Source organism: Thermoactinomyces sp. DSM 45891, assembly GCF_900119485.1.
In the GTDB taxonomy this organism is placed as follows: domain Bacteria; phylum Bacillota; class Bacilli; order Thermoactinomycetales; family Thermoactinomycetaceae; genus Baia.
Genome location: NZ_FPJZ01000001.1, coordinates 88,137 through 113,914, shown reverse-complemented (window position 1 = coordinate 113,914; position 25,778 = coordinate 88,137). Strand labels below are relative to the sequence as shown.

The following is a 25,778-nucleotide window of genomic DNA, read 5'->3' as shown; positions in this document are numbered from 1 at the left end:
CATCATGAAAGGCGTGATTTTAGCAGGTGGAACGGGATCCCGATTGTATCCGTTGACAAAGGTGACAAATAAGCATCTACTTCCCGTTGGAGAATACCCTATGATTTATCATCCGATCTACAAATTACGTCAATCAGGCATTCAAGACATATTGATCGTAACCGGCCGGGAGCATATGGGAGATGTAGTGAATCTCTTAGGAAGTGGAGTTGAGTTTGGGGTTTCGTTTACCTATAAAGTTCAAGATCAAGCAGGTGGGATTGCTCAGGCTTTAGGTCTTGCTGAGGATTTTGTTGGTGATGATTTGGTGACGGTTCTCCTAGGAGATAATATTTTTTTAGATGATATTTCTTCTTGTGTCCAAACGTTTCAGGATCAGGCCCAAGGGGCTAAGATATTGATTAAACGAGTGGATGACCCCAAGCGCTTTGGCGTACCTGAGATCGATGGAGATCAAATTATATCCATTCAAGAGAAACCAGCAGATCCTAAAAGCTCCTACGCAGTAACAGGGATTTATCTATATGACCACCATGTCTTTGAGATTATCAAAACACTTCAACCATCAAAGCGTGGGGAACTTGAGATAACCGATGTAAATAATGCTTATATTAGAAAAAAACAACTAACCTATGACATACTAGATGGATGGTGGACGGATGCAGGAACCATTCACTCTCTAGCCATTGCAAATAAGCTATCTAGTGAGATAGCTTATGATGTGATAGAAATGAAATAATGGATTTATTCAGCTGATTCGGTAGGATTGTCTCCATTCCAGTAGCGAAGGTAGGTCGTTTCATCAGTTGCTTCTTTTTTAATAATGTTCCCACTCGCGTCTCTTGTAATTTCATACTCTTGGTAGGCCTCGACCTGATAACTACCTTTGTCTTGACGATTTTGTAGTTCAGATGTGTATTCATTTTTTGCTCCACTTTGGGAGGGAGAGGCAGTAGCAGGAACTGAGTTTGCCTTTGGGACCCAGAGGAACATGGCGACTAGCATTAGATTTATTGCGATTGTGGTTACTAAGCAGGATTGCATGATGATGGAAAACCATTTATTTTTCATCGTATCCTCCTCTAACTGAGCTTTACCTTCTATTTTATGAGATAACTATCTTTTTAGAACTAACGAGAGAGGTTCCTCTATTTTGGTTGCTATTATGCACCTGAAATAGAGGAACCTCTCATTAATTTTCCATGATTATGACTGTAGTTTTAGATATTTTTTCAAGTAATTCGCTACACCATCATGATCATTGCGGTCGGTGATGTCATCCGCAACATTTTTTAAGGCTTCGATGGCATTTCCCATGGCTACACCCTTACCGACATACTGGAGCATTTCCATATCGTTGTCTTCGTCGCCAAAAGCGATAATCCGTTCCTTAGGAATATCGTAATAACGAGCCATGCGTTCTACTCCAACAGCTTTGTCAACACCTTGTCGTAGGACTTCCACCACTTGAAATGGTTCATCCCATTTGCGATGATGTACGATATGACTGTGACGATCAATAAAGGTTTTTTGAATTTCATCCCAGTTATGATGGTCATGGAATTGTGCGAGTATACTTGTTGGATGGTCTTTGATAAGTTGAAGCAAATCTCCTGTGTGGATTTCGTGCGCATGCAAGGAGAAAAATTTATGATTGGTATTTTCGCTTCCTGTTGTGGAGGAATAGATATGATCCTCTATTTCTACGAGAATATTTGGCATATCAAGAGAATAACAGGTTTCAATAATATGATGAGCTTGCTCTAACGGTATAGTAATGTGATGCTTTTCAAAGGAAGTATCATGGGGATGATGGCTAAGTGCACCATTATAGTTTACAATGGGTGAGCGTAAGCCAAGCTCCTGATAATACTGCATACTCATTCGGTAAGGACGACCTGTTGCAATGGCAACCTCATGCCCTTCGCTCATCGCTTGGTGTAGTACTTGCTTCGTGGCTTGTGATATTTTCTTATCTTCTGTTAGTAATGTTCCATCTAAATCTAGCACGATCAAATGTTTGTTCGACATAAATAAACCTCCGTTTCACCATTCTTTCGATAATGAAAATATTATACACCATGTACTAAGGGAACGCGTGAAGATTACTTTATTTCTATTTTTAGGAATAGTAGGTGGATTGTTAAGTCTACATTGAAGAAATACGTAATTTCAGGTATAATCACTTAGTTGTAGACTGTTTTTATCTAAGTGATGCAATGGATGTTAAGATTTCATTTAAAATAGATGAGTCTCTCAAAAATAAAATGAGAATTCAGAGGTGGGAGCATGAGTAAAATGAAAAAAGACTTCTCTCAATACTTTCAAGCCCCTGACTTAAGAGAAGCGAAGAAGCGTGGGAAAGAAGAAGTACAAGTTTTGCAGTTTGAGGCATTACCAGATGAGATGAAACAGATCGGAGTGGGTCATAAATATTTGATCCAAACGTTTGGCTGTCAGATGAATGTCCATGATAGCGAGACAATGGCAGGTATTTTTGAGATGATGGGATATTCATCTACTACAAATGAACGTGATGCAGATATCATCTTGCTAAATACATGTGCCATCCGTGAAAATGCAGAGGATAAAGTGTTTGGAGAATTAGGTCGGCTCAAACATCTCAAGCTTGAGAAGCCGAATTTGATTCTAGGTGTATGTGGCTGTATGTCACAAGAAGAATCAGTAGTAAATCGCATCCTAAAAAGCTATCAAAATGTGGATTTGGTATTTGGAACCCATAATATCCACCGTCTACCTCATTTAGTGCATAATGCGCTAATGAGTAAAGAGATGGTAATCGAAGTTTGGTCAAAAGAGGGAGATGTAGTAGAGAATATGCCAAAAGTACGTGCGGATGGTTTGCGTGCTTGGGTAAATATCATGTACGGTTGTGATAAATTCTGTACCTACTGTATCGTGCCTTACACTCGCGGGAAGGAGCGTAGCCGCCGACCTGAAGATGTACTTGGCGAGATCCGAGAATTAGCCCGTAAAGGCTATCAAGAAGTAACGTTGCTTGGTCAAAATGTAAATGCATATGGTAAAGATCTAGAACAACGTAATTATCTCTTTGGCGACTTAATGGATGATGTGCGTAAGATTGGCATTCCCCGAATTCGCTTTACAACGAGTCATCCTCGTGACTTTGATGACCACTTAGTGGAGGTGCTTGGTAAAGGCGGTAACTTGGTAGAGCACATTCATCTTCCTGTTCAATCAGGCAGTAGTGAGGTCCTGAAATTAATGGCCCGTAAATATGATCGGGAACGTTATCTAGACTTGGTGCGTAAAATCAAAGAGGCAGTGCCAAATGTGGTTTTAACAACGGATATTATTGTTGGTTTCCCAGGTGAAACAGATGAGCAGTTTGAAGAGACGATTTCGTTAGTGAAAGAAGTGGAATTTGATTCTGCCTTTACCTTTATCTACTCCCCTCGTGAAGGGACTCCAGCGGCTAAGATGCAGGATAATATTCCGATGGAAGTGAAAAAGGCACGACTTCAAAGACTAAATGAAACCTTAAATGAGATTGGCCGTCGTAAAAACGAAGAGTTACGCGGTGAAATCGTAGAGGTATTGGTCGAAGGCGAGAGTAAGAAGAATCCAGATGTTCTCTCCGGCCGGACTCGTACAAATAAACTGGTAAATTTTGCTGGACCTAAGAGTTTAATTGGTAAAATGGTCATGGTTCGTATTGATGATCCAAAAACTTGGTCGTTAACAGGTGTTTGGTTGGAAGAGCAACCACAGCAGAAAGTTCCGGTTGCTTAGGTGAGGTGGCAGGTGAAGGATATAATGGAACACCCCGTGCTTGCATTTGCAAAAAAACTATCTGAACAAGTGAGTGCTACTGCTGAGGTCAAACGTTTTCGGCAAGCTGAGAAACAAGTTCAGGATAGTGCGAAGGTAAACCAGTTAATTGATGAAATTAAGAAGAAACAAAAAGAGTTGGTTCACGCCAAACATTATCATAAAAGCGAGTATGTTCGTTTGCTGGAAAAAGAATTAGAACAGCTACACCATGAGTTTGATCATCTTCCGATTGTTAAGGAATACCAGCAGTACCAAGTAGAGATAAACGAACTTCTGCAAACGATTCAAAATGTCGTGGCAGAAACCGTTTCAGCAAAAATTCATATTGAAGTGGGAGGAGAAGTCGCTAGAGGCTGTGGTTCCGGCGGTTCGTGTGGCTGCAAAAGCCGTTCAAAATGAAAAAACTTTGAGATCTGTTAATTCCCTCATGCACCCTAGGCGTACGCCCTGCATATACTCAAGTGAACGACCGTTTGAGGAGGGAATAAGGTGGCAAATACAGATCGATCAGTTGAATACCGTCAAATCATGTCGAGAGCGATTTGTGGGAAAGGACGGAAGTTTTGTCAAGTGAAACACTCTATCCACCCACCTGACCACATTCACCACATATTAGGAGCGTGGTTAATTAATCACAATTATGAAAGCTCTAAAGTAGGTGAAGCGGTCGAGGTACGTGGTACGTATGATGTGAATATTTGGTACTCCACCAAAGGAAATACCAAGACAGATGTCATGACAGAAACAGTACACTATGCAGAAAAGATTCCACTTACGTACTATGATCGCTATACACGCGAAGGGACTGTTAATGTAAGTACGATTTGCACACAGACTCCCAATTGTGTAGCAGCAAAGCTTTCTCCCCATAAAGATTCCATTTCTATCAAAGTGGAAAAAGAGTTTGTTGTGGAGCTGATAGGTGAAACAAAAGTCACAGTAGCCGTCTTCCCACATGAGCTTGGCGAGTGGGATGATAAAGACAAAGAAGACTTCATAAGCGAGATGGCTGAAGAAGACGAGGACGACACCTTCGATGACTTAGATCCAGACTTAGTCTTTGATGATTTGGAAGACTGATTCTTAATAAGCTACTGGCAACGATGCCAGTAGCTTTATTTTTTTAGAAATAGAAGATATGTTCATAGACACGTAAAAATAACCAGAGACAGACTCTAGTCCGCATAGTTTTGAATACTATAGCAGGGAGTCTGCTTTTTGGATGAGAATACGTGGCTTGGATAATACGCACTTGTGCTGATGCATTTGCATATAAATAACCAATGGATTTGGCTTTTTCGGTATGAAGGCATAAAAGGTAGCCATGGGTGGTGCGTAGAAAGGGGAAAGGGTTATGGGAGCCGTTACCCTACCATTAGATGCAAAGGAATCTGAACAAGAAGAACTGCAAGGTCTTCGCGAACAACTTGTCAGTGTTGATCACAGATTTGCGCCTTCCATCCTCCTGGAGACGACTGACGATCAGATACAAATATCTGGGGCGATACGTACGTCTTCAACGCTCTACACATTAAACAACGAAAAACACGTAGAGAAACTAAAAAGTTCAAAACAACATAATGACATTCTTCAACTACATGGGATTCAGGTGGTAGGTAGCAGCCGGCAGTTTCTTCGTGAATACGTATTTAGTATTTTTCAGACGAAAGTACTTAGTGTTTATCGATCGAAAGAAACGAGTGTTTGGTTAAGTCAGTCCAAGAAAAAACAAAAAGTAAAGAGAAAAACATATGTAAGGGTTACCGATCCAGATAATGATCGAGAAATCAAGCGAGTACAAAAGGTAGCTGTGCGGGCTTTATATGCGACGGGACTGGATTATGGCATGGTAACCTGTGGAGTAGGTACAAGTAAAAAGATATCGATTGTTCAGGTTGACCCTAGTCCTAAGTTAAATGAAGATCTAGAGAGACTTTTTATTAAAGCAGTATCTGATTATCGCAAAAGGCTTAGGAAGTCAAGCACCACACTTAAGACGATTATGTTAGGTGCCGACCCTGAATTTATTATGGTTACTCCAAAAGGAAATTTGATTGTCGCATCGAAATATTTTCCTATACAAGGGAAAATAGGGTGTGATGCGGCATGGTTAGGAGACAATCGAAGTCATAAACCGATTGTGGAGCTTAGGCCAGACCCTACGCCAGATCCCTTGCGGTTAAGTGTTCGTGTCTATCAGTGCTTGCTACATGCTGCGAAGAAGGTGCAGAATGTACAATGTAAATGGTTAGCTGGAGCTCTCCCTTACCCCAAATACCCGATTGGTGGTCATGTTCACTTCAGCGGGATCGAGCCTAGTTTTCAATTACTCAGAGCTTTAGATAATTACTTAGCTTTGCCGCTAGTAGTGTGCGAAGATCCTAGAGGGAAGGAACGGCGTCCCAAATATGGGTTCCTAGGAGATTATCGCATGCAGGAGCATGGTGGCTTTGAATATCGAACTCCACCTAGTTGGTTAATAACCCCTACTCTTACCAAAGGTGTGCTGGTTTTGTCGAAAATTATTGCTGGAAATTTCGAACAATTGATGTATAATCCGTTAAGTGATCCTGGTATACAACAGGCATACTACGATGGGAATAAAACAGTGCTAAAAGAATGGATTCCAGATCTATGGCAAGATATAAAACGTTTAGATGATTATGAAGCATATCAAAATGTAATTGACGAGTTTTTTTCATTCATCCAGCAAGGAAAGACTTGGGATGAGTCAACGGACCTACGGAAAGCTTGGAGACTTCCTCCATATCATACAAAGAAAAGGTAACATAAGGCATTGAAGGGAACCTATGGTATATTATAGTTGTTCCCTTTTTCTATGCATGTTACAATAAGTAAGATATAGAATTGATAGAATAATAGCCGGAGGAAGAGAGATTTGGCTAAATATACTCCGATGATTGAACAGTATCTCAAGATTAAGGCTCAAGCCCCCGATGCCTTTTTATTTTTTCGCTTAGGGGATTTCTATGAGTTATTTTTTGAAGATGCTCAATTAGCTGCAGAAGAACTAGAGATTACATTGACAGGGCGTGGTGGGGGAACAGAAGAGCGAATTCCGATGTGCGGGGTTCCGTATCATTCTGCTAATACCTATATCGAACGCCTAATTGAAAAAGGTTATAAAGTCGCCATTTGTGAACAGGTAGAAGATCCATCTTCTGCCAAAGGGGTCGTAAGAAGAGAGATTATCCGTTTCGTCACCCCAGGCACTGTGATGGAAGAATCAATGCTGACTGATCAAGAAAATAACTTTCTTGTATCCGTTGTACAGAGTCATTCTCTATATGGTTTATCGGCTGTTGACTTATCAACAGGGGAGATCCATCTTACCGAATTACCAAATCTGTCCTCGCTATTAGATGAAATTTTGTCTTATCAGCCAAAAGAATTATTAGTCGAACATGCCTTACTAGACCAAGAAGATATAGGGACGATGTTGCAAAAGCGATATCGTGTAATGGTTACACCGTTTTCTGTGCAGAAGTCGCAATTGGAGGGTCTGCTGAAGAAGATAGAGGACCAGTTTCCTTCTTTTCATCAAGAATGCTCTACTGTTGGCTTGAAAAAAGGATTAGTTGCCCTATATGCTTATCTGCAAAATACGCAGAAACGTTCCTTAGGCCATCTCCAAAGGCTTCACCGATATGATGCTAAGCAGTATATGATGTTGGATGAAGTGGCTCGTCGTAATTTGGAATTGACGATTACGATGGGGGAAGGGAAGAAGCGCGGTTCCCTATTAGGATTATTAGATCAATCGGTTACGGCTATGGGAAGCAGGCTCCTAAAAAAATGGTTGGACAAGCCGTTGCTTCGTATACAAGAGATCCAGAACCGACAAGATGTCGTAGCTGCTTATCTGGAACATCTACTGTTATTAGATGACGTTCGGGCTGGATTAAAGAATGTATACGATTTAGAACGTTTGGCCGCCCGGGTTTCATATGGATCTGCTACGGCTCGTGATTTGGTTGCCCTCCACCGTTCATTGGCAGCGATTCCTGATTTAAAAATCTTGTTAGGTCAGTTGCCATCGAAACGGATTCATTCCCTTCTAGTAGAGATAGATGAATGCGTCGATTTACAGACATACATATCAAAAGCGATTGTGGCAGAACCTCCACTCTCTGTAAAAGAAGGAGGCATCATTCAGGCTGGTTACCACGAACAGTTAGATCAGTATCGTGACGTCCAGAAGAATGGGAAACAATGGATTGCTACACTAGAACAACAAGAGCGTAATCGTACAGGGATTAAGTCTCTCAAGATCGGTTATAACCGCATATTTGGTTATTATATTGAGATTTCTCGCTCGAATTTACGAAATCTTCCAGAAGGACTATATGAACGAAAACAGACTCTTGCCAATGCAGAGCGGTTTATTACTCCTGAGTTAAAGCAGAAGGAGCAATTGATTCTCGATGCTTCTGAGAAGTCGATGGATTTGGAGTATGAGCTGTTTTGTGGAGTAAGAAATCATCTGGCTACCCATGTTGGACGACTCCAGAAGCTGGCCGAGCAGGTTGCTGAATTAGATGTACTTCATGCATTTGCGAAAGTTTCTGCCGAGGGGCAGTATGTGCGTCCAGAAGTGCATGAAGGGGATGAAATGGCTGTCGTCGCAGGGCGTCATCCAGTGGTTGAAGCACTCGCTCCCGATGATCAGGAGTTTATTGCAAATGATGTGGAACTAAATCATCAATCTCGTCAATTGTATCTCATTACCGGGCCGAACATGGCCGGGAAATCAACTTATATGAGACAAGTGGCTTTAATTACGATTTTAAGTCAAATCGGATGTTTTGTTCCTGCTCAGTCTGCATTGATTCCGTTAACAGACCGGATCTTTACGAGAATCGGTGCTGCAGACGATTTAGTAGGTGGACGAAGTACGTTTATGGTAGAGATGGCTGAGACGTGTCAAGCATTGAAGGAAGCGACCCCCCGCAGTTTGATTCTGTTGGATGAAGTAGGTAGAGGTACCTCCACCTATGATGGTTTAGCTCTTGCGCATGCCATTGTAGAATATATCCATGATCATGTGAGGGCGAAAACTCTGTTCTCGACTCATTATCATGAGTTGACACAATTAGATCAAAAACTAGAACGTCTGGTAAATGTACATGCCAAATGTATTGAGAAAGACGGGAAAGTCGTGTTCTTACACCGCATTGTCTCCGGTGGAGCGGATCGAAGCTACGGAATCCACGTTGCCGAGTTAGCTGGGATACCTACCACTGTGATTCAGCGTGCGAAAGTGATCTTAGAGAGGCTTGAAGTTGGCAATGCGGAGTCTGCTGTTGCGTGTGCGTCTTCAGTTCAAACCAATAGAAGGCACATCTCAGAAATTCAGGAAGAACCAATCGTATATCAAACAGATGATCCAGATGGACAGTTAAGTTTGTTTGATTTCGGTGGAGCCGCCAAAAAATCGGAAGAGCAGGATGTTGTTCATGAAACAGAGCAGGATGTAGTAGATGCTGAAAAACGACCAGAGAGACTGTCTGCAGACCGTTCTGTAGCAGAGGAAGAAGTGTTATCTGCTGTATTACAATTTGATCTAATGAATCAAACACCATTTGAAACGATGCAGTTTGTTTTAGAGTTAAAGAAAAAATTATTGAAATAACTATTTTGGGGGCGGGCAGATGGTAGAAACCAATCTCTCGTTCCTTTGTTTATAGAGAGGAGGATATGTTCATGGGGAAAATTCGTGTGTTAGATGAGCAATTAGCGAATCAGATTGCCGCAGGGGAAGTAGTAGAACGTCCTGCTTCCATTGTGAAAGAGCTAGTGGAAAACGCGATTGATGCCAGGGCAGATAAGATTATCGTGCAGTTAGAAGAAGGCGGAATTTCGTATATTCGTGTTTCAGATAATGGTTCGGGGATGGAGCGTGAAGATGCAGTAATTGCCTTTGAACGACACGCTACTAGTAAGATTCAGCGTGAACGCGATTTATTTCAAATCCAAACACTTGGATTTCGTGGAGAAGCATTACCTAGTATCGCATCGGTGGCGAAGGTGGAGCTGAAGACAGCTGAAGATGCTTCCGAACTCGCGACTTTATTAACAATTGAGGGCGGTCAGTTATTGCATATAGAAGATACTTCTCGTTCTAGAGGGACGGATGTAGTAGTCCGTGACTTGTTTTATAATACGCCTGCTCGCTTGAAATACTTGAAGACCGTCAACACAGAAGTAGGCCAAGTAGCAGACGTAATGGGCAGGCTAGCTCTTTCGTGCCCTGATCTTTCATTTACGCTTATTCATAATGGAAAAGAACTTTTCCGAACACCGGGAGACGGAAAATTATTACATGTCATCCATGCCATCTATGGGAAACAAGTGGCTTCTCAGATGATGCAAGTAGGTGGAGAAGACGGAGATTTTCAATTAAGTGGGTATATCTCTAAGCCGGAGCTGACCAGATCAAACCGTTCCTATCTCTCAATCATCTTAAACGGTCGCTATGTAAGAAGTATTCCTATCTCTCAATCGATCCTGAGGGCATATGGAACACTACTACCAAATGGGCGTTATCCGATTGGTATAATCCAGATGAAGATGGACCCCAAACTAGTAGATGTAAATGTTCATCCGACCAAATTAGAAGTTCGTTTGAGCAAGGAACGTGAACTATGTCAATTGATAGAGCAGTCTGTTCAAGGTGTTTTTCATAAGCAACGACTTGTCCCACAAGCTATCGGAGCGGCAACGATTAAGAGTGCGGCACCGAAACCGGAGCAATCTGAGTTATCTTTTACACCCGTTCGTACGAATGACTGGCAGGTACAAGAGAGGGCTTCTCTATGGAATGATAACTTGCAGGCGCAAAAATCCCCCTCTTTCCGTTCTTCCGATCAGAAGAAAGACGTTGATTTTAGAGTGGAAGAGAAAAAAGAACTAGAGAACGTTCAAGAGCAGTTTTCACCGCTTCTGTATGGTAGTCAGATGCCAGACCCAGTAGAAGAAAAGATCGAGCCTGCGTTACGAGACATCGCGGAACAAGCAGAGTCTCTAAATATAACAACTTTAGATGAATCAATAGAGGCTACGAACTCACGTTTTCCGCTATTGTTGCCCCTGGCTCAGGTACACGGAACTTACATTGTTGCCCAATCGGATGATGGCTTTTATCTAGTAGATCAGCACGCCGCTCATGAACGAGTTTATTATGAAGTTTTTTATCGCAGAATGGGCGAAAAAAATAGTACACAACAACCGCTATTAATTCCCCTAACGATCGAATGTACGCTTTCAGAAGTGAAGACACTAGAAAATTATTTAGAAGAACTGCAAGACTGGGGATTGGATTTGGAACCGTTTGGAGGAAATACGTTTATGATTCGAGCGTATCCAAGTTGGTTTCCCAAGGAAAATGAAGTGGGTTTGATCTATGAGATTATTCACTACTTGAAGGATCATGACAAAGTTGATGTGGCGGTATTACGAGATGCCTCTGCAAAGATGATGTCATGTAAAGCGGCGATCAAGGCGAATCGTCATCTTAGGCATGAAGAGATGGAGTCTCTTTTTCAACAGTTATCGGAGTGTGGAAATCCGTTTACTTGCCCACATGGGCGCCCGATTTTTGTTCATTTTACAACGTATGAGTTAGAAAAGATGTTCAAACGAGTGATGTAATAACAAGTGTTCCAGTCACTTTTATTCACCTGATAAATCTGAGCTTTTTAGAAGCTGTCGAAGGAGAATCAGGTGAATAAAAGGGGCGTTGCAGACAAATTGCAAAACAGAAGCAAAAGGTAGTGAAGTAGAGATATTCAATTATATGTATATAGTAATTTATAGGGATTAGTGATACTATTACCACAGTAATATAATGAATTGAGAAAAACATCTTTATATCAAATGATTATATTACAAGTCTACTTAAAAGGGGGAGAGAGTTGCCGGTATTTGTATTCAATGTATCCGAAAATAAACGGTTTTACATGTTTTTAAGAATATTATAAAATAAAGGCAACGAGATAATATGATGTTGAAAAGCAAACGAATATTGAGTGTATGCATGAGTATATTCATGGTATCTTCAATCGTAATTCCTATCCATGTTTCTGCACAGTCAAAAGTAGAGGCGACTACTAAACAGTGTCTTTCTAAAAGACCATTGGAGTTTAGTCTAGAATGTAAGTCAGAAGCTGATGAGTGGGGAAACGAACTATTTAACCTGTGGAATAAACTTGCCCCTCAAGTAGAAAAAGATATAGTAAGAGGGTATACTATGGCAGACTATAGTTCTATCAATAGTTACCTTCGCTCTGACTTTTTTGAGGGTCTAGATCAAGCAAAAATTGAAAAAAGCATTAAACATATGGACAAGGCTTTTTCTAGGACAAGGCTTTATCAAGATACGATTGTATATCGCCGAGTGAGTGAGCGAGCATTTGGGATGCAAAATGGTGATCTAATTAACGAGGATTCTAAGATAAATATGGATGGTTTTGAAGGGTTCAAAACTTTGTTTCAAGGAAAAATGAAAAAAGATCCAGCATATATGAGTACGAGTATTATTAAAGATGCAGCAAGTGGGTTTAGTGAGTTACCTATCTTAATGAAAATTCATGTTCCTCAAGGTGTTCCAGCTATGTATTTAGCACCTTTAAGTAATTTTCCTGACGAAATGGAGTTGCTTTTACCGAGAAATCGAACATATAAAGTTACCAATATATCGCCAGTAACTGAAAAAATAAGTGAAAAAGACGAGGAAGGAAAAACGATCGAAAGAGATAGAGAATATGTATTGGTAGATATTGATATTTTAGATATACCATCTAATTATAGAGAGAAACGTTCTCTTGATAACAAAATGTTTGAAGATCGTCTACCATCTTTATCAAAATAAGGAGTAAAACCAAACCACTTCTGAAAAATTTTATTAGAGGTGGTTTTTGTATGAATTTTTCGCTTCCCTCGAAGTAAAGAAAATAACAGGTTGATTGGATAGAAGACCGGTATTCGTGTATACTTTCAAAAAGATAAAAAACACTATAAAACCCTTATTATCGAAGCGAGTGATGTAAAATATTATTTGTAAGCACTTCTTTTCACCCAGACGATGTACTAGTAGAAGAGGCGACGCAGTTAGCGAGAGAGTTAGCTGTTCCGTATAAAGAACGACATCGCTTATCGCTCCCCGGTTTATTTGACCAGGTAGATAGAGATGAAGTGATTTTAGTAACGAAAAAAGGCTGGCGCTATGAGCGAAAAGACGGCCATTCATTTCATTTCCATCCAAATACCTCAGCACTCAGAATAAAAAATCTAGCTCGTGGCGAATCTGATTCATTGGTGAAGTTTGCAGAGCTACGACCAGGGGACCACGTTCTCGACTGTACTTTGGGTATGGCTTCTGATGCGATTGTGGCAAGCTATGCAGTTGGTGATTCCGGGCGAGTGGTTGGTTTGGAGTCGCAACCCGTTTTAGCGCAGATGGTAAGACAAGGTCTTAAGACCACAATTACGAATCGAACCCGGTTAGATGCTGCGATGAGAAGAGTGGAAGTGATGAATCAAGATTATCGCGAAACTCTTGCAGGTATGAAAGGTGATTCCTTTGATGTGGTTATCTTTGATCCGATGTTTCGCTCGACTATTAAGACTTCTTCCGCAATGCAGGTATTAAAGCCGCTTGCGAATCCTGTACCACTCGATTCAGAATCGGTACAACACGCTGTTCGAACGGCTAGGCGGTTGGTTATGCTAAAAGAGAGACCAGGCAGTGGGGAGTTCGAGCGATTAGGATTTACGATTGTAAAAGAATCTTCGCAATTTGCTTGGGGAGTTATACGAAAATCTCATGTAACATCAGTTTTTTAGTTAGACAAGTTTGCTTCACAAACAAAAATAAAAAAATAAGGAGTTCAAAAGTCCAAAGTGGATATAACATGGAGAGAACTCACATCCGAAGATCAAGTCTTTATTCAAAAAGCATTAGAGATTTATGATCAATCATTCCCTGATGAAGTGAGAGAGTCGCACGATGTGTTTTACAGAGGCTTATTAAGCCAGAAATCTTCCTTTCCAGACTCATATACATTTCTAGTAGGGTATCAAAATGAGATTGAAATTTGTTCTCTTGCTACTGCCCATTATTTCTCTAAATTGAATATGGGTTTTGTAGTATACCTCGCAACGAATCCACACATAAGAAGTCGTGGAATCGGCAGTATGACTCTAAATAAAATAGAGGCAATTCTGATGGATGATGCAAAAAGAGCAGGGTACCAATTTTTAAAAGGAATTGTACTAGAGACTGAAAAAGAAGAATTTGCACATACAGAGCTTGAGAAACGGAACTGCGCGCGGAGAAATCGCTTTTTTGAAAAGAATCAATTTACGAATCTGAAAAGTATTAAATATCTACAGCCGCCATTAAAACAAGGCGATCAACCTGTTCCGCTACATTTGCTTCTGAAACAGTATGATGGAACGACTCATCATGATGAAATTGGAATGGTGATCGAGGAAATATTTAAGAAGAAATACCAAGAAATCAATCAGATTCCTGTAAAAGCACTTGAAGAATGTCAAAAGTTAATGAGGTTAGATTAGGAGTGTAGTACGATGAAGCCTAATTTGTTGGTAATTGTTGGCCCTACTGCTGTAGGGAAAACAGCCTTAAGTTTGGAATTAGCTCAAGAGTTTCACGGAGAAATCATATCGGGGGACTCGATGCAAGTGTACCGCTATATGGATATTGGAACAGCAAAAGTATCGCAAGAAGAAAGAGGACTCATTCCTCATCATCTCATTGATTTATATGATCCCGACTATTCGTTTTCAGTGCAGGAGTTTCAGAAAGTTGCTCGGGAATCGATTGCCGAAGTTACTGAGCGATCCCACCTCCCGATTTTAGTAGGTGGAACGGGTTTATACGTGGATTCGGTTACCCATAACTATCTCATGCCGGACGTGAAAGAAAATCCAAGTTTGAGACAAGAATTAAGAGAGTTGGCAGAACAAGCAGGAAATGAAGCTCTGCATAGACGTTTACAAGAAGTAGACATGAGATCTGCAGAGAAATTACATCCAAATGATCAGAAACGGTTAATCCGGGCATTAGAAGTGTATGAACAGACAGGTCATTCGATCTCGCAACTAAGTAAAAAGGGAGAGTCGCCGTACCGCTCCTTATGGATTGGTCTAACGATGCCCCGGGATTTATTGTATGAGCGAATTAATCGGCGTGTTGATTTGATGATAAAGCAAGGACTTGTAGAAGAGGTACAAATGTTGCGTCAAAAGGGGTACCAAAGGGCCGCTACTTCGATGCATGCGATCGGCTACAAGGAGATTTATCGGTATTTAGATGGAGAATGGTCTTTGGATGCTGCTGTTGAACAGATTAAAAAGGGATCTCGTAATTATGCGAAACGGCAACTCTCATGGTTTAGGCGATCAAGTGAGATTCTTTGGTATGATGTAATGAAAAAAGGAATCTTTGAAGAAATTAAAGAGCAAGTGGCAGGAAAGTTTCCAGAGTACAGAGAATAAATACCTGACTGATAAACATAGGAGGTACTTACTTTGAAACAAGCCATTAATATCCAAGATACATTTTTGAATCAGATTCGAAAAGAATCAGTACCTGTAACCATTTATTTGATGAATGGATTTCAATTAAGAGGTGTCATTAGAGGTTTTGATAACTTTACGATTGTAATCGATAGTGAAGGTAAACAACAAATGGTTTATAAGCATGCGATCTCTACGTTTACACCAGCGCGTCCTGTATCTCTTATGTCCCAAGAAGATAAAGAAGTAGAAGTCAAGTGAGAAATTATCACTTGGCTTTTTTCTATTATCACCAAAAAATGGGCATATGCGTATATATAGACAGAACAAATAGCCCAGATGAGGTGAACTTCATGAGCAGGAGAGTCCTTGAGGTGCAAGATGAGAAACATCGAATCCAAATCGTGTTTGATCGAAAACAGAGCGCTGCTATCTGTTCCCTTCCTGCTTGGCAAGAGGAAACGCCTGTCGGTTTAAAGAAATGTTTTGACCAACTGGATCAATTAGTAGGATTAACCCAGGTGAAGGCATTCGTAAAAGAAATATATGCATGGTTGGAAATCGGTAAAAGAAGGCAGGCTGCTGGATTAAGTAGCGAACAGCAGGTTCTCCATATGGTCTTTACTGGGAACCCCGGAACGGGTAAGACAACGGTAGCGAGAATTATGAGTAGTTTGTTTCGTGAGATGGGGATGTTGTCAAAAGGTCATTTAGTAGAGGTGGAGAGAGCTGATTTAGTAGGGGAGTATATCGGACATACTGCTCAGAAGACAAGAGAGCATGTAAATAAAGCACTTGGTGGAATTCTTTTTATTGACGAAGCGTATTCATTAGCTCGTGGTGGGGAAAAAGATTTTGGAAAAGAAGCGATTGATACTCTTGTAAAAGCCATGGAGGACCATAAGAATGATTTTATCTTAATTTTAGCGGGGTACTCATGGGAAATGAGTAATTTTTTAAGCTCCAACCCTGGTTTGCCTTCTCGGTTTCCTGTTCAGCTCGAGTTTTCTGACTTTCCAATTCAACAACTACTCGAAATTGCTGAATGTATGACAACTGAGAGACAATACCGCCTTTCCGTTGCGGCAAAAGAGAAGTTGCGAAGTCATGTTCAACGAGAAATGGAGCGTTTAGATCGTCCTTTTGGGAATGCTCGCTATATACGTAATTCGATTGAACAGGCTGTTCGCCAACATGCTGTTCGGTTGTTACAAATGCCTTATGCAAATCGAAACGACTTAATGACCTTGCGTTCAGATGACTTTCAGTTAGATGAGGTTGAAAAGAAAACACCTATTCACTCATGGTATAATTAACTTATTTCATTGTTTGTTGGAAGGATGGATACCAATCGAAGGAATCGTAGAGAGAGAGCGAGCCATACTTGTGAGTTGTGGCTCTAAGTTACATGAATGGGAGCTTCGTTCTTCTTTGGAAGAATTAGCAAGCCTAGCGGATACGGCTGACGCAGAGGTAATAGAACAAGTGATTCAGTTCCGAGATCGAAAGGATCGTGCGTGGTTGGTCGGAAAAGGAAAAGCAGAAGAGATCGCGCAGTTAGTAGAGGATCTAGAAGTTGACTTGGTCATTTTTGATCAAGAGTTAATTCCTTCCCAAATTAAACATCTAGAGGGGCTTATCAATGCGAAAGTCATTGATCGGACTCAGTTAATCCTCGATATATTTGCAGGGCGTGCCCAGACGAAAGAAGGTCGTCTTCAAGTTGAGTTAGCTCAACTCCAATATATGCTACCAAGACTGGTAGGTAAACGAAGAGAGCTATCTAGACTGGGTGGCGGGATTGGGACCCGAGGCCCTGGTGAGAAGAAGCTTGAAACGGATCGAAGACATATCAGACGTCAAATTGATATATTGAAACATGACTTAGAAGAAGTACGCAAACATCGCAGGCTTCACCAAGCAAGAAGAAAGAAGCAAGCAGTGATGCAAGTATCACTCGTTGGTTATACAAATGCAGGGAAGTCTACATTACTCAATCATTTAACAGAGTCGGAAGTGTTAGCAGAGGATAAATTATTTGCTACCTTGGATCCGACATCGCGTAAACTAGATCTTTCAAATGGGCAAGAGGCTTTATTGACCGATACTGTTGGTTTTATCCGCAATCTTCCGCATCAATTAGTAGCATCTTTTCGGAGTACCCTTGAGCAGGTAACAGAAGCTGATTTGCTACTACATGTAGTGGATGCAAGCCATCCTGAATCATCGGAACAAATGAAGGTAGTGGAAGGGATTCTTGAGGAATTAGGCGCGGCACATATCCCGACACTTATTGTTTTTAATAAAGTGGACCAAATGGCGGAGCGATCGATTCAGGATGAATTGGAAGAGCGGGAAGGCAACCGAATGATGGTTTCCGCATTTAATCAATCTGATTTGGAGCGCCTAAAAGAAAAAATAGAAGAGCTTCTCTACCAACATGACTTTAAAGGTACTGTTTCATTCTCTGTTGAGAAGGGGGACTGGATTTCTGCGCTATATCGTCATGCAGAAATCTTACATAGTGAGACAGAGGATTTAGAGATTTCTTTCCAATACCGTCTCCCGAGGAATAAAGTAAGCTCTCTGCCGAAGGATTTGCGAGAGAAGATGCAATTAGGTAATAAGTAAACAAATACACAATAGAAACGGTGTACATAATGGAGCTAAAACATGCAACATGGATTCGGGAATTACAGTCTAAAGTAAGAAAGCAGATAGGGCCGATTATTAGTCAAATCGAAGAACGCGTCGATATGCATCAGTGGCGCGTTCTTGATGCTTTTCGTAAACATGCTGTAAGCGATTATCATCTGCACTCGTCTACAGGATATGGATATGATGATGTGGGACGAGAAGTGTTTGAACGGATTTTCGCCGATTTGTTTGGTGCTGAGATGGCATTGGTCAGATCCAACATTATTTCCGGTACACATGCGATTGCAAGCAGTTTATACGGAAATCTGCGCCCAGGGGAAGAGTTGATCTATCTTACTGGAACCCCTTATGATACGCTTCATAAAGTGATTGGTAAGGAGGAAGATGGGACAGGCTCCTTGGCGGACTATGGAATTCGATATCGAGAAATCCCATTGCTAGAGGATGGGGATATCGACTGGGACACATTTAGGAAATCGGTTAGTGAGAGTACCAAAGTAGTTGCTATTCAGCGCTCTCGTGGCTACGCAGATCGACCTTCTTTTACCATTGCACGCATTCGCAATATGATTATACAAATTCGTGAAATAGCACCTCAAGCGGTCATTTTTGTAGACAACTGTTATGGGGAGTTTGTAGAGGACTTGGAGCCAACACATGTCGGGGCTGACATTGTAGCGGGTTCACTCATCAAAAATCCAGGTGGGGGCTTGGCAAAATCAGGTGGATACATGGTTGGAAAGACGGAGTTCATCGAAAAAGCGGCTTCACGTCTCGTTGCCCCGGGTATAGGGGTAGAGGGTGGAGCCACTTATGGGTATCAGCGCGATTACTACCAAGGACTGTTTTTAGCACCTCATGTAGTAGGGGAAGCGTTAAAGGGCGTCGTATTTGCTTCTGCGATGTTAAAAGAGGTCGGCTTTCAGACTACTCCAAGATGGGATGAACCGCGAACGGATATTATTCAGCAAGTTCGATTAGGGAGTGCTGAACTATTGATTGCTTTTTGCCAAGGTATTCAAAGTGCGAGTCCAGTTGATGCTCATATTACTCCGATTCCGGCAGCGATGCCAGGATATCAAGATCCTGTTATTATGGCAGCTGGCACATTTGTACAAGGAGCTAGTATTGAGCTATCTGCTGATGGGCCGCTCCGTGAGCCATACATTGCATTTCTGCAAGGTGGACTTACTTATTCACATGTAAAGATTGCTATTTTACAAGCGTTAGATCTTATGAAAACAACAGGGTCGCTTCCAGTATAGGTGGAATAGGGAGGATATATGTGGTAACGATAACGATTATATGGATTATTATCATTGCGCTGTTTGCTCTGGGGTTCTTAGGCTTGATATTTCCAATCTTGCCAGATGTCCCTTTGTTGATGGCTGGTTTTGCGATGTATCACTTTTTTGTGGACGATCAAGCATTAGGATTATGGTTCTGGATCATTACTAGTATCGTGATGGTGTTAAGCTTTTTGGTCGATCAATTTGCTAGTGGGATTGCCGCTAAAAAAGCAGGTGGATCGAGCGGTTCGTTTTGGGCAGCGGCTCTTGGAGCAATTGTGTTCTCGCTCTTTTTAGGGCCACTTGGAGTTATAGTAGGTCCTTTCGTTTTTGTTTTAGTGGTTGAGTGGATTCGTACCCAAGATTTCAAAAAAGCATTCTCTGTCGGGATCAGTACATTGATTGGTTTTATCGGTGGTATGTTGGTGAAACTGATTATTTTAATTGCGCTGTTGGTATGGTTTTTTATCTTAATTTAAGGGTGGGTGTACATATAAAAAGTTTTTATGTCAACTTTCCTTACATGTGTTGACATAAAAGTTGACACGTCGTAAAATAAATGTAAAGGAGACCGTCATCATGAATGATGAGATGCGGCGAAATATGCCTTTGTTTCCAATTGGAACCGTAACAAAATTGACTGATCTAACACCACGTCAAGTCCGTTACTATGAGCAACAAGGTTTAATTCGGCCTGAGCGTACAAATGGAAACCAACGCCTGTTTTCCTTTAACGATGTAGAACGCCTATTCGAAATTAAATCGTTGATCGAAAAGGGAGTTAACCTTGCAGGTGTCAAGGAAATGTTGCATAAAGACCATCAGATTCTTGAGGCACACAAAGAGGTGGAAAAAGCGAAAGCTGTGGTTGTAAAGGTGAAACAAGAGTTGTCCGAACGAGAACTACGTCGGTTACTAAAACGTGATCTCCTACATCCTAAGCTAGGCCGTACTTCTGAAGTTTACGGTGAATTCTCGAGGTTTTTCCGTCAATAAATTTAACGACTTTGAAAAGGAGAATGATGGATATGGCACGGTTTACGAGAGAGGATATTTTAAAACAGGCGGTTGAACTAAATGTTCAATATATCCGTCTTCAATTTACAGATTTACTTGGAACAATTAAAAATGTAGAGATTCCACGGAGTCAGTTAGAAAAAGCTCTTGATAATAAAATGATGTTTGATGGATCTTCGATCGAAGGATTTGTTCGCATCGAAGAGTCCGACATGTACTTGTATCCAGATCTCGATACGTGGGTAGTTTATCCATGGGTTGCGGCAGGGGACTCAAAGGTGGGCGCTCTTACTTGTGATATTTATAACTCAGATGGTACTCCATTTGCAGGAGATCCACGCGGAATTCTAAAAAAAGTGATGGCAGAAGCGAAAGAACTTGGTTTTACTTCCTTTAATGTAGGGCCGGAGCCAGAGTTCTTCCTCTTTAAAACGGATGAGAAGGGAAAGCCAACTCTCGATCTAAATGACCAAGGTGGTTACTTTGACCTAGCGCCGCTTGATCTCGGCGAAAACTGCCGTCGTGATATCGTACTTACATTGGAGCAAATGGGCTTTGAAATCGAAGCTTCTCACCACGAGGTAGCTCCTGGGCAACATGAAATCGACTTCAAATATGCGGATGCAATCAAAGCAGCAGACCAAATCCAAACATTTAAATTGGTGGTAAAAAATGTAGCTCGCAACTACGGCTTGCATGCAACCTTCATGCCGAAACCGCTATTTGGTGTTAATGGTTCTGGTATGCATTGTCATCAGTCTCTCTTCCGCGGAAATGAAAATGCTTTCTATGACGAGAGAGATGAGCTAGGTTTATCTGAAACAGCACTTCACTATCTAGCTGGAATCTTAAAGCATGCTCGTGCCTTTACCGCAGTAACGAATCCGCTGATCAACTCTTATAAGCGTTTGGTGCCTGGTTATGAAGCTCCTTGCTATGTAGCTTGGTCTCCAAAAAACCGTAGCCCGTTGGTTCGTGTACCCGCTTCACGAGGTCTTAGCACTCGGATCGAAGTGCGTTCTCCAGACCCAGCAGCAAACCCCTACCTAGCACTAGCTACGATGTTAGCGGCAGGCTTAGATGGTATTCGGAACAAGCTAGCAGCACCTCCACAGACAGACCGCAACATCTATGTGATGGATGAGCAAGAGCGTAGAGATGCAGGCATCAACAGTCTACCAGCAAACTTGTTCGAAGCGATTCAAGAACTGCAAAATGATACCGTTATAGCAGAAGCGCTTGGTGAACATGCACTTAGCCATTTTGTAGAAGCAAAAGAAATCGAATGGGACCTATTCCGTACCACTGTTCATGAGTGGGAACGCGATCAATACATGTCTCTCTACTAAGATATATGTACAACAAAACCATCTACTCAGCGTAGATGGTTTCAACTTTTTTATGTTTTGGATACAGTATAAAGAAAGAAATTCTCGTAGGATAGGATGGACAAATGGACCTTTATCAAATACGGCTCCCATAACGGTAGGATGGTAACCTGTCTTCATGAATGCTAATAGCTCCTTCATTTGATTTTACCAATTATTATCTTGTTCAAATCCATAACGAGTTAACAAATTTCCTGCATATTCCTTAAAACATGATTTTATTTCATCGTCAAATTCTTCTTTCCAAGATCCTATTTTTCCTTTTCTAAAAGTATGGGATTTTAAAGGGTTGGTATTTGCTTTCATTGCATTAACCAATGAAAGCTTATCACAGTTCTCTATATCATTCTTTAAAATAAAATCAATTATAGATAAATATATATTATTTTTAGTTGTCTCAGCTATTAAATTTTCAAATGAAATAGGAAGGAAATTATCAGTTTTTTTATTTAACCATTTGTAAAATGGATCATAGAAATGTAGAAAATTATATTTTTCACTGGTTAATATGGTTAGCAGACGTTGCTTTCTACTATGATATCTACTTGTATCTCTTAGTTTCTCTGCCAAAGGATAATTTTTAAAATACCCTTTCTCAATATAATAGACTTTAGAAATTAAGACATCTCTGGGGTCTCTATATAAGTAAATCGATTTGATATTTAATTTCTTCAAGATTTCCATATACTCCGAATTGTAAACTGCATGACCAAAAAGAAATTCGTTCATTCTTAAACTCTTCAATTTGTTATCAAATATAACAAGTAATTGTTTATTAAATTTTTCTGGAAGGTAACAAGATAATTCATTTAGTGGGGTTATATCACAGGTTAGATTAGGAATACCCTTAACTATTTGTAATAGTAGGTTCAGTCCACTCTTCGGAACACTATTTATAATAAATGGAGATAGTTCCACTTTATCCATTCCCCCTCTATAAATGACGAATATCTCTCGTTTTAAAAGTGAAGCAGACGGATAAACAGAACTAAAAATCCTTTATATATAAGGAATACAAAAGATCATATTTACAAATAGGGTACACTATTTGTAAATATATAGTAGGATTAAGGTACTGCGCCTTAGACAGTAAGCATACATATAATTTCCAATTCATTAGGAATTTACTTCTTTCATTCTTATGAAAATATAAATAGAATTGTGATTCTCCTTCAATAAAATTGGATCTATGTCACGTTAGTGGTAAAGCGTATAAAGGTAAGAATGTGGTCGGGATCGCCAGACTTAAGTGAACCACATGCTAGGGTGGGGGGCTAATCACCCCCTCTACTCGATTATTGTTTTTGAACTGGATTCGCATAAACGGGAATTGCTTCACCAGGACTGACATGTGAAACGGTGTTATTCCAAACAGATTTCCATTTGGAAGCGGATAACCCCGGATAAGGCAAGTTGGTTGCTTCTTGTTTAGGTGTAGGGATGATAGCATATTGTAACTTTCCATTTGCTTGGTACTTATGGACAAAGGTAGGAAGAAAGGAGAATTCTTTTAGTTTCACTTCATTGGTTTTTGAATCCTTCTCTACATCCACATATACAATAACCCCTTCATCAGTGTAAGGATCTTTTTGGTTAGAAACAAAGTTCCCCATGGAATAAATAATATATTTCTCCTTTCCATCCACATTCATTTTCTCCATCGGCTGGAGGACATGAGGGTGACTACCGAAGATAACATCTGCTCCCGCTTTAAATACTTTCTCAGCAATCGACTTTTGGCTCGTATTAGGTTTACGTTGGTATTCGACACCCCAATGGAGCGAGACACAAACTAATTCTGCACCCTCTTTTTTCGCTTGCGCGATATCTTTGGCTATTCCTGTTCCATCTCCAATCAAATCAACAAGATACGGCTTGTTTGATGGTACAGGAATTCCATTTGTAAGCTCTGTATAAGCGAGGAAAGCCACTTTAATTCCATTTTTCTCCACGATGAGTGGTTTCCGTTTCTCTGCGGTGGGAGAAGTGCCTGTGGTTTTGATTCCACGTTCATTTACGACTTTATGGGTTCGAATGGCTCCATCTTCTCCCGTATCCATGGCATGATTATTCGATGTGCTTACTACATCAACTCCAGAGTCCTTCAGCGCGTCCACGATCTGGTCAGGTGCATTAAATTGTGGAAAACCAGAGTACGGCTTAGAGGGACCTGCAAGTGTCATCTCAAAGTTTCCAATGGCGATGTCTGCTTGACTAATATAAGGTTTGACTTCCTTAAAAAATGAACGAAAGTCGTAATTGTTTCCTCCTAAGGCACCTGCTTTAATCTGGGGGGTATGCATCATGATGTCCCCAAATGCAGCGATCTGAAGCTTACTTGGAGGATTCTGCTTTTGCTCAGACTTGCTGGGCTTATCACTATTGCTTTCAGGAGAGATCGTTGCTTTGCCAAATGGGAAAAATATAACGAACAAAATGACAGCTAAAATAGCTGTGATAATCGATATAATTCGTTTCAAATGTTTTCACTCCTTTTCATGCCCGACCTAAAGTTTACAGCAATACGTCCATTATAGTAGATTTTTCACTTCAAATTCTGTCTAAAATAAGAAATCCTTTGATCGAATTCGTTGACGATGAAATTTTTAGCAGTTTATAATGGAAAGAAGCGTTTTGAACAGATGGGGGTATTTATGTCAATGATAACCATACGTGAAGTCTCTGCATATGTAGGACAAGAAGTTACCATAGGGGTATGGATGTATAATAAACGTTCCAGTGGTAAAATTCAATTCTTGCAATTACGAGATGGGACAGGCACGATTCAAGGGATTTTAGTGCGGAATCAGGTAGCTCCAGAGATTTGGGATGAAGCGAAACTATTGACGATGGAAAGTTCACTATATGTTACAGGAACCATACGTCAAGATGATCGGGCTCCTTCGGGCTTTGAACTAGACGTAACAAGTGTGAAGACGATACAAGTTGCCGAGGAGTACCCGATTGCAAAAAAAGAACATGGCACCGACTTCCTGATGGATCATCGTCATCTTTGGATCCGTTCTGCTCGTCAAGCAGCGATTCTTCGTGTTCGTGCAGAAATCATTCGGGCGATTCAAACCTTTTTAGATCAAAAAGGTTTTACATTAGTAGACCCGCCGATTTTGACACCATCTTCTTGTGAAGGTACAACCAATTTGTTTCATACCAAGTACTTTGATGAAGATGCTTACTTGTCACAAAGTGGACAGCTATATGCAGAAGCGGCTGCAATGGCATTAAATAGGGTGTATTCTTTCGGGCCTACATTTCGTGCGGAGAAATCCAAGACGCGTCGCCATTTGATTGAATTCTGGATGATTGAGCCGGAAATGGCGTTTGTGGATCATGAAGGAAACTTGGAGTGTCAAGAGCAGATGCTAGAGTTTGTAGCTCAGTCTGTTTTGCAAAACTGTCAAACAGAATTACAAACACTTGAGCGCGATATTTCTAAGTTAAAGAAGATTAAAGCGCCATTCCCGCGAATTACATATGATGAGGCGATCGAGTTATTACATCGTGAAGGCTTTGAGGATATTCAGTGGGGTGAAGATTTTGGTGCACCACATGAGACGAAAATTGCCGAAAGCTTTGATAAACCTGTATTTATTACACATTACCCAACCGAGATTAAATCCTTCTACATGAAACCAGATCCAGAGAGACCTGAAGTGGTACTATGCGCTGATTTGATTGCTCCAGAAGGTTATGGAGAGATTATTGGTGGATCACAGCGGATTGACGATCCTGAGCTATTAGCACAGCGGTATGACGAGCATAGTTTGTCCAAAGAGGCTTATGCTTGGTATCTAGATCTGCGTAAATATGGCACCGTTCCTCACTCTGGATTTGGACTTGGGCTAGAAAGAACGGTGGCTTGGATTTGTGGTTTGGATCATGTACGTGAAACCATTCCATTCCCTCGTATGTTAAATCGTCTCTATCCTTAATAAAAGGAGGCATCTACTAATCGGATTTTAGGATGTAGATGCTTTTCCTTTTTTCAAGTCTATTTTATTAAAGAATTCGTGGTATAGTTAAAGGATGA

23 protein-coding genes are annotated in these 25,778 nt (G+C 40.8%); 19 read left to right on the top strand and 4 right to left on the bottom strand.

The annotated features are described in order from the left end of the window. The first annotated feature begins 4 nt into the window (after positions 1–4). The gene (locus BT147_RS00555; RefSeq protein WP_072329841.1) at positions 5–739 is read left to right on the top strand and encodes a sugar phosphate nucleotidyltransferase; all 735 of its coding nucleotides are present in this window, start codon (positions 5–7) and stop codon (positions 737–739) included. Between the two features lie 5 nt (positions 740–744). Here the strand turns inward: BT147_RS00555 and BT147_RS00550 are convergent, their stop codons facing one another. Both BT147_RS00550 and BT147_RS00545 read right to left on the bottom strand, forming a co-directional pair. Then, positions 745–1,071 carry a hypothetical protein gene (locus BT147_RS00550; protein ID WP_072329839.1) on the bottom strand — a complete coding sequence of 109 codons (327 nt, stop codon included), beginning with the start codon at positions 1,069–1,071 and terminating at the stop codon, positions 745–747. Positions 1,072–1,206: 135 nt separating this feature from the next. Beyond that, positions 1,207–2,031 carry an HAD family hydrolase gene (locus BT147_RS00545; RefSeq protein ID WP_072329838.1) on the bottom strand — a complete coding sequence of 275 codons (825 nt, stop codon included), beginning with the start codon at positions 2,029–2,031 and terminating at the stop codon, positions 1,207–1,209. Between the two features lie 258 nt (positions 2,032–2,289). On the opposite strand from BT147_RS00545, the gene miaB reads away from it, so the two are divergent. From miaB to glnA, 17 genes are all read left to right on the top strand, one after another. Continuing rightward, positions 2,290–3,774, top strand: a complete 1,485-nt coding sequence (miaB, locus tag BT147_RS00540; RefSeq protein WP_072329836.1) for a tRNA (N6-isopentenyl adenosine(37)-C2)-methylthiotransferase MiaB — start codon at positions 2,290–2,292, stop codon at positions 3,772–3,774. Positions 3,775–3,786: 12 nt separating this feature from the next. Next, positions 3,787–4,215 carry a YlbF family regulator gene (locus BT147_RS00535; RefSeq protein WP_143187867.1) on the top strand — a complete coding sequence of 143 codons (429 nt, stop codon included), beginning with the start codon at positions 3,787–3,789 and terminating at the stop codon, positions 4,213–4,215. A 90-nt stretch (positions 4,216–4,305) separates the two neighbouring features. Then, positions 4,306–4,896, top strand: a complete 591-nt coding sequence (cotE, locus tag BT147_RS00530) for an outer spore coat protein CotE (RefSeq protein WP_072329832.1) — start codon at positions 4,306–4,308, stop codon at positions 4,894–4,896. Between the two features lie 274 nt (positions 4,897–5,170). Further along, positions 5,171–6,604: a putative amidoligase domain-containing protein gene (locus tag BT147_RS00525; protein ID WP_072329830.1), complete on the top strand. Its 1,434-nt coding sequence runs from the start codon at positions 5,171–5,173 to the stop codon at positions 6,602–6,604. Between the two features lie 111 nt (positions 6,605–6,715). Continuing rightward, positions 6,716–9,469 (top strand): DNA mismatch repair protein MutS, encoded by a 2,754-nt coding sequence (mutS, locus tag BT147_RS00520; protein ID WP_072329827.1) that lies wholly within the window; start codon positions 6,716–6,718, stop codon positions 9,467–9,469. A gap of 71 nt (positions 9,470–9,540) precedes the next feature. Then, a complete protein-coding gene (gene mutL / locus BT147_RS00515; protein WP_072329825.1) occupies positions 9,541–11,487 on the top strand; it encodes a DNA mismatch repair endonuclease MutL in 1,947 nt (648 codons plus the stop codon). A gap of 397 nt (positions 11,488–11,884) precedes the next feature. After that, the gene (locus BT147_RS00510; protein WP_286118851.1) at positions 11,885–12,706 is read left to right on the top strand and encodes an ADP-ribosyltransferase; all 822 of its coding nucleotides are present in this window, start codon (positions 11,885–11,887) and stop codon (positions 12,704–12,706) included. A gap of 323 nt (positions 12,707–13,029) precedes the next feature. Continuing rightward, positions 13,030–13,680, top strand: coding sequence for a class I SAM-dependent methyltransferase (locus BT147_RS00505; protein ID WP_177239614.1), 651 nt, complete (start codon positions 13,030–13,032; stop codon positions 13,678–13,680). 57 nt (positions 13,681–13,737) lie between these two features. Beyond that, positions 13,738–14,415: a hypothetical protein gene (locus BT147_RS00500; RefSeq protein ID WP_072329819.1), complete on the top strand. Its 678-nt coding sequence runs from the start codon at positions 13,738–13,740 to the stop codon at positions 14,413–14,415. A 12-nt stretch (positions 14,416–14,427) separates the two neighbouring features. Next, the gene (miaA, locus tag BT147_RS00495; RefSeq protein ID WP_072329817.1) at positions 14,428–15,357 is read left to right on the top strand and encodes a tRNA (adenosine(37)-N6)-dimethylallyltransferase MiaA; all 930 of its coding nucleotides are present in this window, start codon (positions 14,428–14,430) and stop codon (positions 15,355–15,357) included. Between the two features lie 33 nt (positions 15,358–15,390). Then, positions 15,391–15,639: an RNA chaperone Hfq gene (gene hfq / locus BT147_RS00490; protein ID WP_072329815.1), complete on the top strand. Its 249-nt coding sequence runs from the start codon at positions 15,391–15,393 to the stop codon at positions 15,637–15,639. A 92-nt stretch (positions 15,640–15,731) separates the two neighbouring features. Beyond that, positions 15,732–16,694 carry an AAA family ATPase gene (locus tag BT147_RS00485; RefSeq protein WP_072329812.1) on the top strand — a complete coding sequence of 321 codons (963 nt, stop codon included), beginning with the start codon at positions 15,732–15,734 and terminating at the stop codon, positions 16,692–16,694. Beyond that, positions 16,657–18,009, top strand: a complete 1,353-nt coding sequence (gene hflX, locus BT147_RS00480; RefSeq protein ID WP_286118846.1) for a GTPase HflX — start codon at positions 16,657–16,659, stop codon at positions 18,007–18,009. The genes BT147_RS00485 and hflX overlap by 38 nt, the downstream gene beginning before the upstream one ends. Positions 18,010–18,038: 29 nt before the next feature. Next, a complete protein-coding gene (locus BT147_RS00475) occupies positions 18,039–19,301 on the top strand; it encodes a methionine gamma-lyase family protein (RefSeq protein WP_083426261.1) in 1,263 nt (420 codons plus the stop codon). 20 nt (positions 19,302–19,321) lie between these two features. Further along, entirely contained in the window at positions 19,322–19,804 is a 483-nt protein-coding gene (locus BT147_RS00470; RefSeq protein WP_083426260.1) for a DUF456 domain-containing protein, read from the top strand. Between the two features lie 100 nt (positions 19,805–19,904). Then, positions 19,905–20,321, top strand: coding sequence for a MerR family transcriptional regulator (locus BT147_RS00465; RefSeq protein ID WP_072329808.1), 417 nt, complete (start codon positions 19,905–19,907; stop codon positions 20,319–20,321). A gap of 32 nt (positions 20,322–20,353) precedes the next feature. Next, positions 20,354–21,691 (top strand): type I glutamate--ammonia ligase, encoded by a 1,338-nt coding sequence (glnA, locus tag BT147_RS00460; protein ID WP_502688546.1) that lies wholly within the window; start codon positions 20,354–20,356, stop codon positions 21,689–21,691. A 186-nt stretch (positions 21,692–21,877) separates the two neighbouring features. On the opposite strand, the gene BT147_RS00455 is transcribed toward glnA, so the two are convergent. Next, the gene (locus BT147_RS00455) at positions 21,878–22,648 is read right to left on the bottom strand and encodes a sulfotransferase domain-containing protein (protein WP_072329803.1); all 771 of its coding nucleotides are present in this window, start codon (positions 22,646–22,648) and stop codon (positions 21,878–21,880) included. A gap of 377 nt (positions 22,649–23,025) precedes the next feature. Continuing rightward, complete coding sequence (locus BT147_RS00450) at positions 23,026–24,210, bottom strand: CapA family protein (protein ID WP_072329801.1); 1,185 nt, start codon at positions 24,208–24,210, stop codon at positions 23,026–23,028. A 174-nt stretch (positions 24,211–24,384) separates the two neighbouring features. Here BT147_RS00450 and asnS point away from each other — a divergent pair, with 174 nt between their 5' ends. Then, positions 24,385–25,680 (top strand): asparagine--tRNA ligase, encoded by a 1,296-nt coding sequence (asnS, locus tag BT147_RS00445; protein WP_072329799.1) that lies wholly within the window; start codon positions 24,385–24,387, stop codon positions 25,678–25,680. Positions 25,681–25,778 lie beyond the last annotated feature (98 nt).

What these genes read in the sequence shown, in the direction of transcription:
- BT147_RS00550 (WP_072329839.1), bottom strand. Translation starts at nt 1,071, where the DNA reads ATGAAAAATAAATGGTTTTCCATCATCATGCAATCCTGCTTAGTAACC.
- glnA (WP_502688546.1), top strand. Translation starts at nt 20,354, where the DNA reads ATGGCACGGTTTACGAGAGAGGATATTTTAAAACAGGCGGTTGAACTA.
- BT147_RS00485 (WP_072329812.1), top strand. Translation starts at nt 15,732, where the DNA reads ATGAGCAGGAGAGTCCTTGAGGTGCAAGATGAGAAACATCGAATCCAA.
- BT147_RS00545 (WP_072329838.1), bottom strand. Translation starts at nt 2,031, where the DNA reads ATGTCGAACAAACATTTGATCGTGCTAGATTTAGATGGAACATTACTA.
- BT147_RS00525 (WP_072329830.1), top strand. Translation starts at nt 5,171, where the DNA reads ATGGGAGCCGTTACCCTACCATTAGATGCAAAGGAATCTGAACAAGAA.
- BT147_RS00465 (WP_072329808.1), top strand. Translation starts at nt 19,905, where the DNA reads ATGAATGATGAGATGCGGCGAAATATGCCTTTGTTTCCAATTGGAACC.
- miaA (WP_072329817.1), top strand. Translation starts at nt 14,428, where the DNA reads ATGAAGCCTAATTTGTTGGTAATTGTTGGCCCTACTGCTGTAGGGAAA.
- mutL (WP_072329825.1), top strand. Translation starts at nt 9,541, where the DNA reads ATGGGGAAAATTCGTGTGTTAGATGAGCAATTAGCGAATCAGATTGCC.
- asnS (WP_072329799.1), top strand. Translation starts at nt 24,385, where the DNA reads ATGTCAATGATAACCATACGTGAAGTCTCTGCATATGTAGGACAAGAA.
- BT147_RS00475 (WP_083426261.1), top strand. Translation starts at nt 18,039, where the DNA reads ATGGAGCTAAAACATGCAACATGGATTCGGGAATTACAGTCTAAAGTA.
- miaB (WP_072329836.1), top strand. Translation starts at nt 2,290, where the DNA reads ATGAGTAAAATGAAAAAAGACTTCTCTCAATACTTTCAAGCCCCTGAC.
- BT147_RS00555 (WP_072329841.1), top strand. Translation starts at nt 5, where the DNA reads ATGAAAGGCGTGATTTTAGCAGGTGGAACGGGATCCCGATTGTATCCG.
- BT147_RS00510 (WP_286118851.1), top strand. Translation starts at nt 11,885, where the DNA reads ATGGTATCTTCAATCGTAATTCCTATCCATGTTTCTGCACAGTCAAAA.